Genomic DNA, 17,508 nt, shown 5'->3' with positions numbered 1-17,508 from the left:
ATCGCGAATGAATATTATTGCAAAAACGGGTCACTCTGCTTGCCCGCATGATTGTCCATCCACTTGCGCGCTGGATGTAGAGATTAAAGATGATGGCAAAATTGGCCGTCTGAGAGGCAGTGCAGATAATAGCTATACCGATGGTGTGATCTGCGCCAAGGTCGCCCGCTATGCTGAGCGGATGTATCATCCTGATCGGCTGTTAAAACCGCTTATCCGCAAAGGTGATAAAGGTACAGGGGATTGGCAGGAAGTGCAGTTCGATGATGCGCTGGATGTAATTGCCGAGAAATTTATCCAAGCAGAGCAGCTCTATGGTTCGGAGACTATTTGGCCATATTTTTATGCAGGTACAATGGGGCAGGTGCAACTTAATTCGATCAAGCGGCTGACCCACGCGAAACGCTATTCTATCATGCATGGGACAATTTGCATTACTCCCGCTTGGACGGGGTTTGCAATGGGAACCGGGGCTGTGCGCGGCTCTGATCCGCGCGAGATGGCGATCTCTGACTGCGTGGTGATCTGGGGTACAAATCCGGTTTCAACACAGATCAATGTGATGACCCATGCAATCAAAGCAAGAAAAACACGCGGTGCAAAAATCGTAGTCGTCGACATATATGATAGCCCGACGATGAAACAAGCCGATCATAAAATTATCCTCAAACCCGGCACGGATGGTGCATTGGCGTGTGCTATTATGCATGTTCTATTTCGCGATGGGTTGGCTGATTGGGAGTATATGAACCAATATGCGGATGATCCGAAAGGATTAGAAGCCCACCTTGAAGATAAAACCCCAGAATGGGCATCTGAGATTACAGGTTTAGCTGTTTCTGAAATAGAAGAATTGGCCAAGTTAATAGGTAACACCAAACGCACATTCTTGCGTCTTGGCTATGGCTTTACGCGGCAAAGAAATGGAGCCGTTAACATGCATGCGGCGCTTTCTATCGCAACGGTTCTCGGCCTTTGGAAATATGAGGGCGCGGGCGCATTCCATAATAATGCTGAGATTTTTTCTCTTGATACAAGCTATGTTCAAGGTCAGCATTTGGCGACACCGAACGTGCGCAACATGGACCAATCCAAATTAGGTCGCATCCTAACTGGAGACAGGGACGCATTGTATGGTGGGCCACCTGTGACCGCGATGCTTATTCAAAACACCAATCCAATGAATGTATGCCCTGAGCAAAGACTGGTACGGCAGGGGTTTCTGCGCGATGATTTATTCACCGCTGTGCATGAACAATTCATGACAGACACTGCAAAGCTGGCTGATGTGGTCTTACCTGCCACTATGTTCCTCGAACATGATGATATTTACAAAGGCGGCGGCAATCAACATGTCACGCTCGGCGCCAAACAGGTTGAGCCGCCAGCGCATGTACTTGGTGGGCCGCAGGAAAATCTTTATGTGATCGACGAGCTTGCTAAACGTTTGGGGCTTGGTGATCGACCAGAGTTCAATATGTCTGCACGGCAGCATTTAGATCGCATTTTGAACGATTCTGGTTACGGTAGTTTTGATGATTTTGAAGAGAGAAAATGGATTGATGAGCAGCCGGATTTCGAGACATCGAATTATTTAAATGGCTTTGCTCATGCGGACGGCAAGTTTAGATTTAAGCCTAAATGGCGAAATACCAGAACGACCGCCAATCCGCCTGAACAAATGGGCCTACAGGGAGATTTGGATATCTTGCCACAATTTCCCGACTATGCTGCCTCATCCGAGGTCGCAGATGAGGCGCACCCCTTCCGTTTGGCAACATCACCAGCAAGAGCGTTTTTAAATTCAACGTTTGCACAAACCAAAAGCTCCATTAAACAAGAACGGGGCCGCCCGGAACTAAAACTTCATCCTGAGGATGCCGCCAAGCTTGGTGTAAGTGAAGGGGAGCTTATCATGCTTGGAAATTCCCGCGGAGAAATATCAGTTCACGTTACACTGTTTGAAGGTGTGCGTCGGGGTGTCGTTATTCAGGAAGGTCTTTGGCCGAATTCAACTTTTGTCAATGGCGAGGGAATTAATACACTTGTCGGTGCGGATACTATTGCACCAAATGGTGGGGTTGGCTTTCACGATACGAAAGTTTGGATACGGGCAGTTTGAAAAAATGTAGATGAGGGGCGATAATTCACTCGCAAAATGATCACAGATTTTCAAGCTGAATGTGGCGCATTCTAATTTTGATTATAATATCTGCATTATGGGTTTAAGCGTTTTTATCTAATAACTTAGCGGTTTGCCCAGGATAATTAGTGTCTGGATTCGCACTACGCGTGAGGGTTGCGCAACCGTACTCTTTTTAGTTGTAGAAAATTTGTTAAAAATTTACATATTATCTTTATATATCAATTACATATCTATCGGTATGATTACTCGCCAATTCAATTAATCATTCATTTACCGTGAATTACTAGCATGCATATGCCTTATCCTATGTATTGCATGAAGCACGGCTGACGCCTCAAGGCATGTTTATATAAATCCATGTGGGGATGGATTTCACTAAGGAGCTTGACTTGTTTCGATCAAGCCCTTGGAGCGGGCAGCTAGTTCTTTGAACAACGTGCAATAGCTGTATCCGACTTTTGCTACTTATATAGTGTTGGAACGCTATCATCGGTGCTGAAATATTCCTTACATTCGTTATGCGAGTGCAATCAAAATGAAACCAAACAAACCTAAAGCCAAAGGCGGGTTTTCGCTGAACAATATCAAGGTGGGCACGAAGGTTGCTCTCGGTTCAGCTGTAACTCTATTATTCCTTATTGTCGTTGCTTCCTTTAGCTATTCCGGCCTGTCAGGAGCCGATAGTAACTTTAAGCAATATCGCAGCTATGCAATTCAAACCAACCAACTGGGTCGTATTCAGGCTAACTTATTGACAGCGCGTCTTTATGCAAAAGACTTTATTCTCAAAAATACAGAAGAATCTGCGCAAAAAGTGCGTGATAGAATTGCGGTGACAGCTAAGTTGATTGATGAAGGTCAATCGCTATTTACGCGCCCAGACGCAATTGAAACTATGAATGAAGCTAAAGAATCCATCACAATTTATCAGGATACGTTTAATCAGGTCACTGAATTGGTTAAACAACGAAATGCGGTGGTGGACCAGCTTAACACATTTGGTCCATTGGCTGAAAAAGACCTCACCAAAATCATGGAAAGCGCATATGCCGATAATGATGCATCGGCCAGTTTCCATGCCGGAACTGATTTGCGGAGCTTATTGTTGGCACGCCTTTATTCCAGTAAGTTTCTTGTCGATAATACGCAAGCAAGTGCAGATCGCGCTAACAAAGAACTTGCCGATTTCGAGGATATTTCCGGGAAATTGCTAGCCGAATTGCAAAATCCTACTCGTCGTAAATTGGCGAATAATGTCGTTGGTCTAGCCAATGAGTACAAAGTGGCATTTAATCAAGTTGTTGGCATCATCAATACTCGAAATGGTCTTATCAAAGGCACATTGGATGTTTTAGGGCCAAAAATGGCTGATGCAACAGAACAGCTAAAGCTTGATAATAAAGCACTCCAGGATGAGCTTGGTCCAAGAGCGACAGCAAGTATTGAGAATTCAAAAATGACAGCGGCTATTGTTTCTGTCATCGCAATTGTTCTTGGTGCAGTTCTTGCATTCTTCATTGGTCGCATGATTTCCAGACCAATTGTCAATATGACCAATAGCATGAACAAACTTGCTGGTGGTGATATGGAGGTCGAAGTGCCTGCACTAGGTCAGCGAGATGAAATTGGTAAGATGGCAGATGCGTTGTTGGTCTTCAAAGAAGCGGCTATTGAGAAAGTAAAAATTGAAGCTCAAGCTGCTGAAGAACGCAACATGACAGAAGAAGAGCGTGCCGATCGTGAGCAAAGGCAGAAGATTGAAGCTGATAAAATTCAAGCTGCTGTTGATGAGCTAGGCCGCAATCTGAAAAAACTTGCTGATGGTGATCTGACGCTCGATATTTCAAGCCCGTTCACATCTGAAATGGATGGCTTGCGTGTAGACTTCAATGACTCTATTTCAAAAATACACGACACATTGTTGAATATCGCAAATGGTACAAAATCCATTGAAGAAAATTCAAAGGAAATGATGTCATCATCTGATGATCTTTCTCGACGTACTGAACAACAAGCTGCGTCATTGGAAGAAACATCTGCGGCTCTTGAGGAAATCACATCAACTGTGCAAGAGACATCTTCAAGTGCTACAGAAGCAGCTGAGATGGCAAATCAAGCCAAAGTTGATACCGACAATTCAAGTGTTGTGGTTAAAAATGCTGTGTCTGCAATGGAAGGTATCGAGAAGGCTTCTTCTGAGATATCCAACATTATCAATGTTATTGATGAGATCGCATTCCAAACTAACCTTCTAGCGCTTAATGCTGGTGTTGAAGCGGCTCGTGCTGGTGAAGCTGGTAAAGGCTTTGCGGTTGTAGCTCAGGAAGTTCGTGAGCTTGCTCAACGCGCTGCTGATGCTGCTAAGCAAATCAAAGAGCTTATTTCTAAATCCAGTGTGGAAGTAGAAAACGGCGTGGAACTTGTTAAAGCAACAGGCGAATCTTTGGAGCATATCTCGGTTCATGTGACTAACGTGAATGAGAAAATCAGCATGATTGCACGTGCTGCAAGCGAACAGCTTGCAGGTATCAAAGAAGTCAATACCGCTGTATCTCAAATGGATCAGGTTACACAACAGAACGCTGCTATGGTTGAGGAATCAACTGCTGTTACGCATCGTACTGCCGAAGATGTAAACAACCTGTCTCGCATGATTTCAGCCTTCAAACTGAATGGACAAGCCCAAGCGCAAGCTGAAGCAGCCCAATACGCAGCTTAATTATATAGATTAAGCTACAAAATTATGGGGCTGGCAGTATTTCAATATACTGCCAGCCCCAATTTTATTGAATTTTTTTAGTAAGTTGCCGGGTCAGAATTTCTGACATATTCTGCCCTTCTGATATCACACAATATCTGAGCTATCATAATCAACTGCAATTCTAAGCTCTCGAATTGGCCGAACCACTTCAATACCATTTAAATAAATCGGATGTGCTTTATAGGCATCTAAATCGGCTTCGGTTTCGAATTGTGCATGAAGGATGACATCCACATCGTTTTCGAGTGCGTCTATCTTGCGGTTTTTGCTAACTTCAAAATTTTTAACACCTGGAATCTTAGAATATCCAGCCAAAGTTTTCGCAATAAGATCGATATGTTTTGGGTCTTTCGCACTAAACAAAGCGATATGTCTAATCATGTTTCTTCCTAGCTCAGTAAATCAGGTCGGATTTATCATACGCTGACTGTCTGTCAATGACATGCATAATAGGGCGTATTACCAATATGCCGCATCTATTTAAAATCCTTCATTGTAATCAACTGATGCACATCCAATATAGGTGGAACAATAAGTGATAGGGTGTTTCGTCATGCTAAAACGTGTGTTTTTTTCTTCCATGTTCATTCTCATTGCGGTGGTTGTTATTGCAGCATTGCCTCGGGTTTCAAATCCAGAGCCGGCCAGTCAAACAGAGCTGGACCGTGCGAAGTTCAATTCAGATGCTATCGAGGCTGTTTGGCCTGCACCTAAAGCGGGGGACCGAATACGCTCCAGAATGATATTAAGAGGAGAAAAGGTCATCTTTGAAGATGGGCCAATTGACTTAATTATGAACACACACTCCATGCGAAAGTCGGTTTTGAGTATTCTTTATGGTATCGCAGTCGATAAAGGCCTCATTGATTTGGACAAAACTCTTCATGAATTGGCAATTGATGAAGTAACACCTCTGACTGAACAAGAAAAAACAGCAACTATTCGTGATCTTTTGATGTTTCGGTCAGGTATTTATCTTCCTGCTGCTGGTGAACATGACAGCCAGATTACAGATCGTCCGAAGCGCGGACAACATAAGCCGAATGAATATTTTTTCTCAAACAATTTTGATGCCAATGCTCTGGGCACAATCTTTACACAGGAAACCGGCTATCAGATTGGCACATTTATGGATACCTATTTAGCCAAGCCATTAGGCATGCAGGATTTTAACGCCAATAACGTTATTATGGGGGATCCTTGGTTCTGGCCAAGCAAGAACACTCTTCATTTGCAATATTATATGTATCTAAGTACGCGCGATTTTGCTCGAATTGGCGCTATGATTGCGCAAGGTGGGAGGTGGAACGGAAAACAAATCGTTTCGCAAGATTGGATCGCGCTTTCAACTGCACAACATAGTGATCTAACGGATAATCATATAAAATATACAGTCTATGATGGTGCTGGGTATTTGTGGTGGTTAGATAGCAAAAATGGCAGGATCTGGACCGATGGCTATGGTGGTCATTTTATGCTGATAGACCCAGTACGCGACATCACCATTATCGAGCGTAATTTCACCGGAAACTCATATTTAAGTACGCTTCGCTGGCTAAAAAGCGATAATAAATTTTCCCATACTCGTTCAGGTTTGGGTGCCGCACACAAGGTTCTGATTGAAAATCTGGAATAGAGCGCGCCGTAAGCGGTAAATGCTTATTAGCTCTCAACGGTACAGCGTTCTGGTCCAGCAATTGAAAAATGCTTTCGACAAGCTTCGACGAAATGCTGCACCAGTCGGCGAGGTCGTGTTTTATCATATCCAATTGCCAGAGATAAATCTGGCAAAGGGTCGGAAATTGGCAAACCAACAAGCCTGTCTCCGGCATAGCTGGTTGCTGTTTGCGGAAGCATGTTAAGTATGGCGCATCCATGTTCAGCTCCCACAAGACTGCGAACCATCTCGGTCGAATTTGCATAAGCAGCGATCTTGGGATCGTGGCCAAGTTCATCAAATAGATTTTGATAGTAGGTTGACGCGACAGGACGTTTTAAAACGACAAGTGGCTCGCGTGCAATCTCAGCTATAGTGACGCTGCTTCTTGTCGCCAATGAGTGAGATTCGTACAGAAGGCAATAAGCTGGCGCTTCAACCAATATGTCAAATTCAATCGAGGGGCGGGCACCTTCGCTGACAAACAAGATAACATCATATTGACCATTTAGCAGTCCGTTTTGAGCGCTATCATTATCACACTCCTCAATGTCGAGTGAGATGTCGTTGGTTTTCGGCACGAATGATGACAGGATTTTTGGTAAAAATGCTGGTGCAATCGGCGCATAGTAGCCTATGCGTAAATTACCGCTTAGTGCCTGTTTCAGGTCGGCGCCTTCTGCAATTACAGATCGATAATCTTCCAATAATCGTTCGAATTTTCGAGCAACTGCTAGCCCGTTTGCATTTGCTTTAATACCGCGAGAACGCTGCCGTGTGATCAGCGTTAGGTCAAAAGAAGCTTCAACCTGATCTATCGCTGTGGATACCGCAGATGCTGCAATATTCAACTCAACAGCGGCTTTGGCAATGCTGCCGTGACGTATAACAGCGGTAAAATACTCCATGGCTCTAAGTGATATCAACATTTTACCTCTGATTTTCAGATTTAATTACAGCAAATAAACTGTTTTTCATATGAATGCTAATCTGTCAAATTTGTTTGCAAGGCAATTCAAGCTTGAGGTGATCTTATGTCTAACGAACCTTTGAAAGGCTGGAACCATGTTCCCGCTGTTCCAATAAAAGTATCTCCATTCTTCGCGTGGCCGCTCAGACCACTAGATATGATGACCTGGGTTTGGAATTCCTGGTTTTTGATTACGGAAAAACTGATTATCGTCGGGATAGCATTTGTATCTTTCTATTGGTTTCAGCCACCGATAGAGGACGTCAGGACACTCGCGATCGGGTGGATCGCTGAAATGTACATCCGAAATTTGGTTTTGATGTCGCTTGTTGCAGGTGGACTGCACTTATATTTCTACACTTTCACCAAACAGGGGCAGCGGTTGAAATATGATCCACGACCCCTGATGAAAGACGGTAAGCAATTTACTTTGGGTGGTCAGATTAAAGACAATATGTTTTGGACATTGGGTAGTGGAGTGTTGGTCTGGACAGCTTATGAAGTGCTCATGTTCTGGGCCATGGCCAATGGCTATGCGCCGATGCTGATGTGGGCAGATCATCCTGTCTGGTTTGTGGTTTTGTTCTTATTGATCCCGGTTTGGGAAAGTTTTTATTTCTACTGGATTCACCGACTGTTGCACGTGCCTTTTTTATATAAACACGTCCATTCTCTGCATCACCGAAATATTAATGTCGGGCCTTGGTCTGGACTGTCCATGCATCCGGTCGAACATATCATCTATTTTGGAACAGTCTTTATCCATTGGATCGTAGCCGCCCACCCGGTACATATTCTTTTTCATTTGCAGTATTATTCGCTTACGGCAGCAACAACCCACACCGGGTTCGAAGGTCTTGTTATTAAAGATGAAAATCGATTGAAACTTGGTACATTTCATCACCAGATGCATCATCGTTATTTCGAGTGTAATTATGGTTCACTGGAAATACCATGGGACAAATTATTCGGGTCATTCCATGATGGAACATCGGCTGCAAATGATCGTATGAAGGAGCGGCGAAAACAGTTCATGAGTAAGTAAAAGTAGCAGGATTACCTAGAAGAGATCTGTAGAACGTCAATTGAGATATTTTTAGGATGTAGGTAAGGACGGGGCTATGGCCGACATGGTATACAGATGGTCGGGATGGTCGTAACCTTCGAACTCTATGTCGCGCTCGAATGTCATCCCTAGTTTTTTGAGCCAGTTGATTGATGTCACATTACTTGGGTCAACAATTCCAACGACCCTTGAAATGGTCTTATCTTCGAAGGCTAGATTAATCATTGCGGTTGCCGCCTCATAAGCATGTCCGCGTTGCCAATATTCTTTGGCTAAGCGTAACCCCAGTTCAACATCACCCGGTTCTATTCTATCTAAATCCTTTGAAATATTGACATATCCGATCACAATATTGTCTGATTTGCGCTCAATAGCCCGCATTCCAAGAGAGGTTTTGGCAGATGTTTGTGCAATTGTGTTCTGGAGCCATGTTTCTAGTTCTGTAGGGCGAAGCGGGCCATGGGCGCTAAATTTCATGACATCGACATCAGTCAGTAATGGAACGAGGTAAATCAAATCACCCTTCTGCCACCGTCTCAATCGCAACCGCTTTGTTTCAATGATCTCTTTATTCATTTTCAGAAATCCCTACCCCTTGATATCCATCTTAACATAACCTATTTAGCAATTGTAGGGTCGCTGATGCCTGCCGCTCGCTGGTTTATGCCATGGTGAAGTTCAGTATCTAATATGCAACCGACTTTCAAATTTGGACAGTCCGTTGGCAATGCGAGCACCAGCTTTTTCTGTCATACTTGAAAGAGGTATGAAATGCATAATCAGCATTACACAATAGACGAATTGAAAACTCAGGCTAAAGCCTTACGCCGTTCTTTGGCGAGTGAAGGTCATGTTATATCCCATAGCAAGTCATTGGAAACGCTTGCTAATCAGCTTGGTTATCGAGATTGGAATACGCTACATGCCATTGCAGGTAACAGTGCGCCTGTACCGTATGCACTTGGCGATGCGGTTCGCGGAACCTATCTGGGACAGGCATTTGAAGGCGAAATTGTTGGCTTGCAGAAGCTATCAAAGGAAAATCGCTATGGGCTTACTATCAAATTTGATGTGCCCGTTGATGTGGTGAAATTTGAAGGTATGAGCAATTTTAGATCAAGAGTTAACGTTACGCTCAATGACAATGGTCAGAGCAGTGATAAAACCTCTGATGGTCAACCGCATATGATTTTGCAAATGTGATAATAAACCAAAATGAAGCCTCTCTGAGAAATCGGAGAGGCTTTGACATTTATTCAGTAACACATAGTGCTCGGCGTTTTACTACGATGTTGTAGGAATATGTCGGTCTATTGTAGAAGATCAGACCATTCGGGATGGCGGCGAAACTGAGCCGCGGCATAGGGGCAGACAGGTTGAACTTTTAACTGTTTTTCCTTTGCATCTTCTATCGCCTTTTTCACCAGTTTTGCTGCGAGACCATGATTGCGATGCTGGGTAGGAACACCAACATGATTAATAACCATTACATTATGACGAAGTTGAAAATTAAGTTCTGCTTCTGAACCATCATCAAAAACATGCACATATCGTCCATTTGTGCCGTTTTCTTCAAGTGTGATTTCCATATTATTTCCTGTAACTAGATCGTAATGGGAATGAATTCTTGATCATCACCGGGTGGTAATCGAAAACGTCCTTCTCCACTATATCCATTTTTAGCCCCTTCTATCCATGCTTGTTTTGCAGCTTCTATCTTGTCTTTCGAAGAGGATACAAAATTCCACCAGATATGTCGGGGGCCATTAAGTGTTTCGCCACCTAGCAGAATAAATCGCGCGCCAATTAATCCTGCTTTGATGGTGATTTTATCTTGCGGTCTAAACACCATCATCTGGCCTTTTTCAAAACTTTGTCCTGCCACCTCCACGCTGCCGGATACTATAAACAAACCGCGATCTTCATGATTGTCAGGTAACGGGATTTGCGCATGTGGTTCGAGTATTGCGTCAGCGTAAAACATCTCTGAAAAGGTTGAAACTGGTGCGTGTTCACCCCATGCATCGCCTAAAATAAGGCGAACTTCTTTACCCTCGCTTTGCAAGAGGGGGAGCGCGTCTTCTGGCTGGTGTTCAAAACTTGCTGGATCATCTTCGTGTTGTTCGGGTAATCCAACCCATGTTTGGATACCAAATAGGTTTGATTTTCCAAGACGGGTCGCTTCACTGGTCCGTTCAGAATGTGTGACGCCGTTGCCAGATACCATCCAATTAACCTCACCAGGTTTGATCATCTGGTTTGTGCCAAGGCTGTCGCGATGCTGGAATTCACCATCAAAAAGATAGGTCACCGTTGCAAGGCCGATATGCGGGTGAGGGCGCACATCAATACCTTGTCCTGTTAGAAATTCTGCCGGCCCAACCTGATCAAAAAATACGAATGGTCCGACCATTCGTCGACCAGCTGCCGGAAGCGCGCGCCGTACTTCAAACTCGCCGATATCGCGTGTGCGTGGAACGATGATTGTCTCAATACTGTCGGCATTCTCGGTGGTGGGGCAATGCGGTTCAAGTGCGGGGTTCCAACTCATCATCCATTCCTTTGCTGATCATGATGGAAGAATAATAAGGACTTGATACAGCCACGGTCAATTATGCAAAACTAATATTGTTTAGTGCAAAAATTGAAACAATAGTCCGGTTTAATGTCGATATACAGAAAAAGTATGAGTTTTATTGCGTAGTGCGCAACTTTCGTGACGGAGGTGAGTTAAGAAATCAACTGTTGATCAGCATCTATTTTGATATTTTTACCAAAGATAGCACGTTCATGATCATCCATCTTTACGTCGCTACTTGCTAAGAGTTTAAGGCATCTTGGATATAATTGATGTTCAACTTTGATGACCCGTGCGGCAAGTGTATCTGCATTGTCATCTGGCAGAATTGGCACAATGGCTTGGCTGATAATCGGACCTTCATCCATTCCCGCTGTCACAAAATGAACCGAGCAACCATGAACGCGGCAACCTGCATCAATCGCACGCTGATGTGTATTAAGTCCGGCAAATAGAGGCAGTATCGAAGGGTGAATATTTATCATCCGACCCTGCCAGACTTTGATGAAATCTTCCGATAAAAGTCGCATATACCCGGCAAGACATAAAAAATCGAGATTGGCGTCACCAAGCGCTGTAAGGATCGCAGTCTCGTGTGCGGCCTTGCTGTCAAAGTCTTTGCGAGGGATGGCAATTGCTTTAATACCCAGTTTTTCAGCGCGCGCTAACCCTCCAGCATCTGCTTTATCAGATATAACGAGTTTGACCTCGGCAGGGTAGTCGGCTTCAAGGCAGGCTTGTGCCAGCGCTTGCATATTTGTGCCGCCGCCAGAGATCAAAATGCCAATTTTTTTGTTCTTGTCACTTTGATTGACCATTACCGTTGCGTCCTCGTTTGCGCTGATAATTAAAGCTTGAGTGTGCCGTTATAGACGACGCCTTTATCTTGACGTGCGGTAATCGTGCCAAGTTTTGTTACGCTTTCCCCTGTATCTTCAAGTGCTAGCGTAACGTCATCTGCGTGTTCTGCTGTTGCAACAACAATCATGCCTATGCCGCAGTTAAATGTGCGCAGCATTTCATTGGCTTCAACACCGCCTGTTTTTGATAGCCATGAAAAGACTGGAGGTACATTGATGGCCGATAGATCGATGTTCGCTGCCAAATTATCTGGCAAAACCCGCGGAATATTTTCTGGGAAGCCACCACCGGTAATGTGCGCCATAGCTTTGACGTGGCCTGTCGTTTTGATCGCTTCTAGCAGTGGTTTGACGTATATTTTTGTCGGCTCAAGCAATGCTTGACCTAAAGTATGCTGTTCATCGGAGGTGTTGCCAAATGGTGCTGCATCGCTATAGGCAAGCCCGCTCATTTCAACAATTCGGCGCACGAGCGAAAATCCGTTTGAATGAACGCCGGAAGAGGCAAGACCCAACAGAACATCGCCTTCCTGCAATTCCTCGCTTGGCAGTAATTCACCACGTTCGCAAGCGCCAACGGCAAAGCCTGCAAGATCATAATCATTGCCGTGGTACATGCCCGGCATCTCAGCCGTTTCACCACCGATTAAGGCACAGCCAGCATCCTGGCACCCTTTAGCAATACCGGATACAATGTCGTATCCCTGTTCAGGATCAAGTTTTCCCGTTGCGAAATAATCAAGAAAAAGAAGAGGTTCAGCGCCTTGCACAACCAGATCATTGACGCACATCGCAACAAGATCAATGCCAACTGTTTTATGTTCACCTGCTTCGATGGCGACACGAAGTTTTGTGCCTACACCATCATTTGCAGCCACAAGGAGAGGGTCTTTAAATCCAGCGGCCTTGAGGTCAAACAGACCGCCGAAACCACCAATTTCGCCATCAGCACCAGAGCGACGTGTTGATTTTACCAACGGCTTGATTTTTTCAACCATATTATTGCCAGCATCGATATCAACGCCAGCATCACTATAGGTCAGGCCATTTTTCTTGTCAGTCACAACGTTAGATCCCTATCCATGTCATTATGAGGTTCAGATGACATGCAAATGCCAATAGCGCAAGCTTTTGAGCCTATAATTCAAGGTTCTTTTTAACCGCACGTTTCCATCTGGTATTTCAATAAGCTTTGCTATTGCATAAACAAGCCCTATATATTCAACAAATGATTTGAATGCATAGCATAATGTAACAGCGGAAAGTAATTTGTAGAGCTTGCGCTGAATAATTGGAGACATAGACGTGGTTACCCATATTTCGGCTCAGACAATCCGTAGACAAGCGATCTTTTGGATGATTGCGCTTTCGGTTTTTATACTGTTTCTTGTCGTTTTTAGCTCCGTCCTCCTTCCTTTCATCGTGGGTATGGCGCTAGCGTATTTTCTTGACCCGGTCGCTGACAAATTGGAGACTTGGGGCTTCTCACGACTTTGGGCAACTGCCTCTATCCTTGCCGTTTTTGTATTGCTGTTTTTGCTCTCATTGATGGTTATCATTCCGGTTTTAGTAACCCAAGCATCTGAATTTATTGAACGATTGCCAGCATATGCTGTCAGCTTGCAGGAGCTAATAACATCGGAAAGCGGGTTGTTACCAGAGTGGATTTCCTCCCAAGCAGTGACAATCAAGGAAAATCTTTCCTCCGCGCTTGCTCAAGGCGCGGGTTTTTTAAGCAAACTATTCCAGCAGATATGGAATTCAGGTAAAGCCCTGGTTGATATCGCATCGCTCTTTGTAATCACACCGGTTGTTGCTTTCTATCTGTTGCTTGATTGGGATGACATGATGGAAAAGGTTGATAGCTGGATACCGCGTGATCATGTGACAACCGTGCGGGAACTTGCAGGGAAGATGGATTATGCGATCGCTGGATTTGTTCGCGGGCAGGGCAGTTTATGTATAATTCTTGGCATTTTTTATGCCGTGGCGCTGTCACTGGCTGATCTTAACTTTGGGCTGTTGATTGGATTATTTGCCGGGCTGATTAGCTTCATACCCTATGTTGGGTCAATAGTTGGTCTGGTTCTGTCAGTGGGCGTTGCACTCGTTCAATTCTGGCCTGATTATATAATGGTTTTGGTTGTTGCTGCGATCTTCTTTGCAGGGCAGTTTCTGGAAGGCAATATTCTACAGCCAAAACTTGTGGGCGAGCGTGTTGGTTTGCATCCTGTTTGGTTAATGTTTGCGTTGCTTGCATTTGCGGCATTATTTGGCTTTGTGGGTATGTTGATTGCGGTTCCCGCAGCAGCGGCAGTGGGCGTTTTGGTTCGGTTTGCACTGGAACGTTATCTCGACAGCGATCTTTACAAAGGTGATCAAGCTGATAAAGAAATACAAGAAGCGGATTCAGATGCTGAATCAAGCGCTTCTTAAAGCTACTTACTAACCCCAAAAAGCGGTTTGCTCTTGGTTAAAGATACGCCTAATCAAATACCATTATCCTTTGACATCTCTTCATCGAAGGGACGCGATGATTTGATCGAAACGGCTTCAGTGAAAGCTGCCGTTTCGGTACTTGACCTATGGCCAAATTGGCCGTCGCACATCGTAATTTTGGCAGGACCAACAGGGTCTGGAAAATCTCATATTGCCCATGTTTGGCGCGAGAAAGCGGGTGCGCAGGAAGTTGAGTTTTCGGCTACGACAGACGAGATAGTTACACTCAGCAAACAAAGCCCGATCCTGCTGGAAGATTTGGATAGGCAAGGCATTGATGAAACAAAGTTTTTTCATCTGCTAAACGCTGTTAAGGAAGCACAATCAAGCATTCTTATTACATCACGATCCTGGCCGTCATCATGGTCGATCAAATTGCCTGACCTCTCATCGCGCATTCGATCTGCAACTGTTGTAGAAATAGGCGAGCCAGACGAGGCGTTGCTTACACAAGTCATTTTCAAATTGTTCGCCGATAGACAGATTGAAATTGACGAAAAAATTGTAAATTACCTAGTTTTGCGTATGGAGCGATCGCTTGCTGTTGCACAAAAAATTGTAGAGCGAATGGATCATTTGGCTCTTTCTAAGAAAGTCCCCGTCAGCCGCTCAATTGCCGCTGATGTGTTGGCAGAATTTGAATTACATGAAACGGATATGGAATAGTCAAGCATAATTCTATATTGTCATTGAGATGACATGTTCGTCTGTTATGCGCATCCGATGGTCGGTCAAACATCCTACAGTGCGATGTGCGAGTTTAAATTTATTAGTGGCGGGAATATGAACAAAGAAACGACAAAAGACGAATTGGACAACGCAACACAAGTTGGTGCTGAGTGGTTTGAAGATCAGTCGCGTTTCATTAATCGTGAGTTTTCATGGTTACAGTTCAATCACCGTGTGCTTGAAGAATCTTTTAATGAGGCGCACCCGCTTCTTGAACGTTTGCGTTTTCTATCGATCTCCGCTGCGAACCTTGATGAGTTTTTCATGGTGCGTGTGGCTGGTCTTGAGGGTCAAGTTCGTGAAAATATCCAAGTGCCATCACCAGATGGTTTCACCGCACAAGAACAGCTTGATAAAGTCTTTTCCGTCACGTGCGAGCTGCAAAACAGCCAGCATGCCTCGCTTGCCGAGTTGCGAAAGCTTATGGAAGCCGAGAATATCTGGATTGTCAGGCCCGATAATCTGAGTGCTGAAGATACCAAATGGCTTGAAAATGAATTTTTGGAATCAATCTTTCCTGTTTTGACCCCGCTTGCAATTGATCCGGCTCACCCGTTTCCCTTTATCCCGAACTTAGGGTTTTCTATGTGTTTACGCTTGGTGCGGAAAGTTGATCAAGAGCAGCTTATCGCGTTGTTGCGCCTGCCCACAGCATTGAACCGGTTTATTCGCCTTCCATCGTCGGATGGCCTAACCCGTTTTATTACAATTGAAGATGTCGTCAGTCAGTTTATCACACGTCTATTCCCGGGGTATGATATTTATGGTGCCGGTACTTTCCGCATTATTCGTGACAGTGATATCGAGATTGAGGAAGAGGCTGAAGACTTGGTGCGTTATTTTGAGAGCGCACTTAAGCGTCGTCGTCGTGGGTCGGTTATCCGTGTCGAATTTGATGATGAAATGCCGGAGAGCTTGCGCGAATTCGTGATACACGAGCTGGATGTGCGAGAAGACGGCGTAGCCGTACTTGGCGGATTGTTGGCGCTTAACACGATTTCAGAACTTACGAAAATCAAACGACCCGATCTACTATTTCATGAATATAATGCCCGTTTTCCTGAGCGTGTTCGTGAACATGGTGGGGATTGCTTTGCTGCCATTCGTGAAAAAGATCTGGTGATCCATCACCCCTATGAGAGTTTTGATGTGGTTGTGCAGTTCTTGCGCCAAGCTGCGCGTGATCCTGATGTGCTTGCCATCAAGCAAACACTCTATCGAACGTCAAACAACAGCCCAATCGTACGCGCATTGATGGATGCAGCTGAGCTTGGCAAATCTGTGACCGCGCTTGTCGAACTTAAAGCACGGTTTGATGAAGAGGCAAATATCCGCTGGGCGCGAGACCTCGAGCGAGCAGGCGTGCAAGTAGTATTTGGTTTTGTGGAACTTAAAACCCACGCTAAGATGTCGCTGGTGGTGCGTAAGGAAGAAGGCAAATTGACCTCATATTGTCATCTCGGTACTGGTAATTACCATTCCATTACAGCAAAAATTTACACCGATCTTTCTTACTTTACTTGTGATCCTGAAATTGGTCATGATGTTGGTCAAGTGTTTAATTATATTACAGGTTATGGTGAGCCTGAAGGCGTCACGCGTCTTGCTGTATCGCCTCGAACCATGCGCCCGACAATTTTGAAACATATTGAGGTCGAAGTAGAGCATGCCAAAGCTGGCAGGCCTGCCGCAATATGGGCAAAGATGAATTCATTGGTCGATCCTGATATCATTGATGCTTTTTATCATGCCAGTCAGCAGGGCGTTGAGATCGATTTGGTTATCCGCGGTATTTGCTGCTTGCGCCCGCAGGTGCCTGGGCTATCGGACCGTATTCGGGTCAAATCCATCGTTGGGCGCTTCTTAGAGCACAGTCGCATTATCTGCTTTGGCAACGGTAATGCTATGCCATCGGAGAATTCAATTGTATTCTTCGGATCGGCAGATTTCATGCCACGCAACCTAGATCGCCGTGTTGAAACATTTGTTTCCGTGACCAATGAGACTGTTCATGAACAGGTTGTTTCGCAAATTATGTTGGCGAATCTAAGTGATAATCAGCAATCATATGAGATCTTGTCTGATGGTACGTCGAAGCGGATGGAGGTGAAGCCGGGCGAAGAACCATTTAATGCACAGGAATATTTTATGACGAATCCAAGCCTTTCGGGCCGCGGAGACGCGCTTAAGTCTAGTGCACCAAAGCGTATTGCAAGCCTCCTGGCAGAACGCAATCATTAAA

The 17,508-nt window shown here is 44.7% G+C and carries 14 protein-coding genes and 1 pseudogene; 8 read left to right on the top strand and 7 right to left on the bottom strand.

Translation table 11 applies throughout. From position 1 onward, the window contains the following. The first annotated feature begins 7 nt into the window (after nucleotides 1-7). Complete coding sequence (locus AB2J24_RS07680; RefSeq protein ID WP_367385047.1) at nucleotides 8-2,122, top strand: molybdopterin-dependent oxidoreductase; 2,115 nt, start codon at nucleotides 8-10, stop codon at nucleotides 2,120-2,122. A 559-nt stretch (nucleotides 2,123-2,681) separates the two neighbouring features. Beyond that, nucleotides 2,682-4,865 (top strand): HAMP domain-containing methyl-accepting chemotaxis protein, encoded by a 2,184-nt coding sequence (locus tag AB2J24_RS07675; protein WP_162651738.1) that lies wholly within the window; start codon nucleotides 2,682-2,684, stop codon nucleotides 4,863-4,865. A 126-nt stretch (nucleotides 4,866-4,991) separates the two neighbouring features. Here AB2J24_RS07675 and AB2J24_RS07670 read toward each other — a convergent pair whose 3' ends face one another. Then, nucleotides 4,992-5,288, bottom strand: a complete 297-nt coding sequence (locus AB2J24_RS07670) for a Dabb family protein (protein ID WP_367385046.1) — start codon at nucleotides 5,286-5,288, stop codon at nucleotides 4,992-4,994. A gap of 172 nt (nucleotides 5,289-5,460) precedes the next feature. On the opposite strand from AB2J24_RS07670, the gene AB2J24_RS07665 reads away from it, so the two are divergent. After that, nucleotides 5,461-6,543 carry a serine hydrolase domain-containing protein gene (locus AB2J24_RS07665; protein ID WP_367385045.1) on the top strand — a complete coding sequence of 361 codons (1,083 nt, stop codon included), beginning with the start codon at nucleotides 5,461-5,463 and terminating at the stop codon, nucleotides 6,541-6,543. Nucleotides 6,544-6,569: 26 nt separating this feature from the next. Here the strand turns inward: AB2J24_RS07665 and AB2J24_RS07660 are convergent, their stop codons facing one another. Continuing rightward, complete coding sequence (locus AB2J24_RS07660; RefSeq protein WP_367385044.1) at nucleotides 6,570-7,493, bottom strand: LysR family transcriptional regulator; 924 nt, start codon at nucleotides 7,491-7,493, stop codon at nucleotides 6,570-6,572. A 105-nt stretch (nucleotides 7,494-7,598) separates the two neighbouring features. Between AB2J24_RS07660 and AB2J24_RS07655 the strand changes: the two genes are divergently transcribed. After that, complete coding sequence (locus AB2J24_RS07655; protein ID WP_367385043.1) at nucleotides 7,599-8,579, top strand: sterol desaturase family protein; 981 nt, start codon at nucleotides 7,599-7,601, stop codon at nucleotides 8,577-8,579. A 51-nt stretch (nucleotides 8,580-8,630) separates the two neighbouring features. Here the strand turns inward: AB2J24_RS07655 and AB2J24_RS07650 are convergent, their stop codons facing one another. Continuing rightward, entirely contained in the window at nucleotides 8,631-9,176 is a 546-nt protein-coding gene (locus tag AB2J24_RS07650; protein WP_367385042.1) for a GNAT family N-acetyltransferase, read from the bottom strand. 195 nt (nucleotides 9,177-9,371) lie between these two features. Between AB2J24_RS07650 and AB2J24_RS07645 the strand changes: the two genes are divergently transcribed. Then, on the top strand, nucleotides 9,372-9,803 hold the full coding sequence (locus AB2J24_RS07645; protein WP_162651732.1) for a glyoxalase superfamily protein: 432 nt from the start codon (nucleotides 9,372-9,374) through the stop codon (nucleotides 9,801-9,803). 107 nt (nucleotides 9,804-9,910) lie between these two features. Here AB2J24_RS07645 and AB2J24_RS07640 read toward each other — a convergent pair whose 3' ends face one another. The 4 genes from AB2J24_RS07640 to purM form a co-directional block, all read right to left on the bottom strand. Continuing rightward, nucleotides 9,911-10,189 carry a GNAT family N-acetyltransferase gene (locus AB2J24_RS07640; protein WP_367385041.1) on the bottom strand — a complete coding sequence of 93 codons (279 nt, stop codon included), beginning with the start codon at nucleotides 10,187-10,189 and terminating at the stop codon, nucleotides 9,911-9,913. 14 nt (nucleotides 10,190-10,203) lie between these two features. Then, nucleotides 10,204-11,151, bottom strand: coding sequence for a pirin family protein (locus AB2J24_RS07635; RefSeq protein ID WP_367385040.1), 948 nt, complete (start codon nucleotides 11,149-11,151; stop codon nucleotides 10,204-10,206). A 179-nt stretch (nucleotides 11,152-11,330) separates the two neighbouring features. Beyond that, nucleotides 11,331-11,996 (bottom strand): phosphoribosylglycinamide formyltransferase, encoded by a 666-nt coding sequence (gene purN, locus AB2J24_RS07630; protein WP_367385039.1) that lies wholly within the window; start codon nucleotides 11,994-11,996, stop codon nucleotides 11,331-11,333. A 29-nt stretch (nucleotides 11,997-12,025) separates the two neighbouring features. Continuing rightward, complete coding sequence (gene purM, locus AB2J24_RS07625; protein WP_367385038.1) at nucleotides 12,026-13,102, bottom strand: phosphoribosylformylglycinamidine cyclo-ligase; 1,077 nt, start codon at nucleotides 13,100-13,102, stop codon at nucleotides 12,026-12,028. Between the two features lie 241 nt (nucleotides 13,103-13,343). On the opposite strand from purM, the gene AB2J24_RS07620 reads away from it, so the two are divergent. From AB2J24_RS07620 to AB2J24_RS07610, 3 genes and pseudogenes are all read left to right on the top strand, one after another. Beyond that, nucleotides 13,344-14,474 carry an AI-2E family transporter gene (locus AB2J24_RS07620; RefSeq protein ID WP_162651728.1) on the top strand — a complete coding sequence of 377 codons (1,131 nt, stop codon included), beginning with the start codon at nucleotides 13,344-13,346 and terminating at the stop codon, nucleotides 14,472-14,474. Nucleotides 14,475-14,501: 27 nt separating this feature from the next. Then, on the top strand, nucleotides 14,502-15,203 hold the full coding sequence (gene hdaA, locus AB2J24_RS07615; RefSeq protein WP_367385037.1) for a DnaA regulatory inactivator HdaA: 702 nt from the start codon (nucleotides 14,502-14,504) through the stop codon (nucleotides 15,201-15,203). A gap of 189 nt (nucleotides 15,204-15,392) precedes the next feature. Further along, nucleotides 15,393-17,507, top strand: a pseudogene (locus tag AB2J24_RS07610) (RNA degradosome polyphosphate kinase); the annotation flags it as partial. Nucleotide 17,508 lies beyond the last annotated feature (1 nt).

The sequence above is a fragment of the Lentilitoribacter sp. EG35 genome (assembly GCF_040784015.1).
In the GTDB taxonomy this organism is placed as follows: Bacteria; Pseudomonadota; Alphaproteobacteria; order Rhizobiales; family Rhizobiaceae; genus Lentilitoribacter.
The sequence above is the reverse complement of the archived record's forward strand: the minus strand, read 5'-3'. Positions and strand labels throughout refer to the sequence as shown.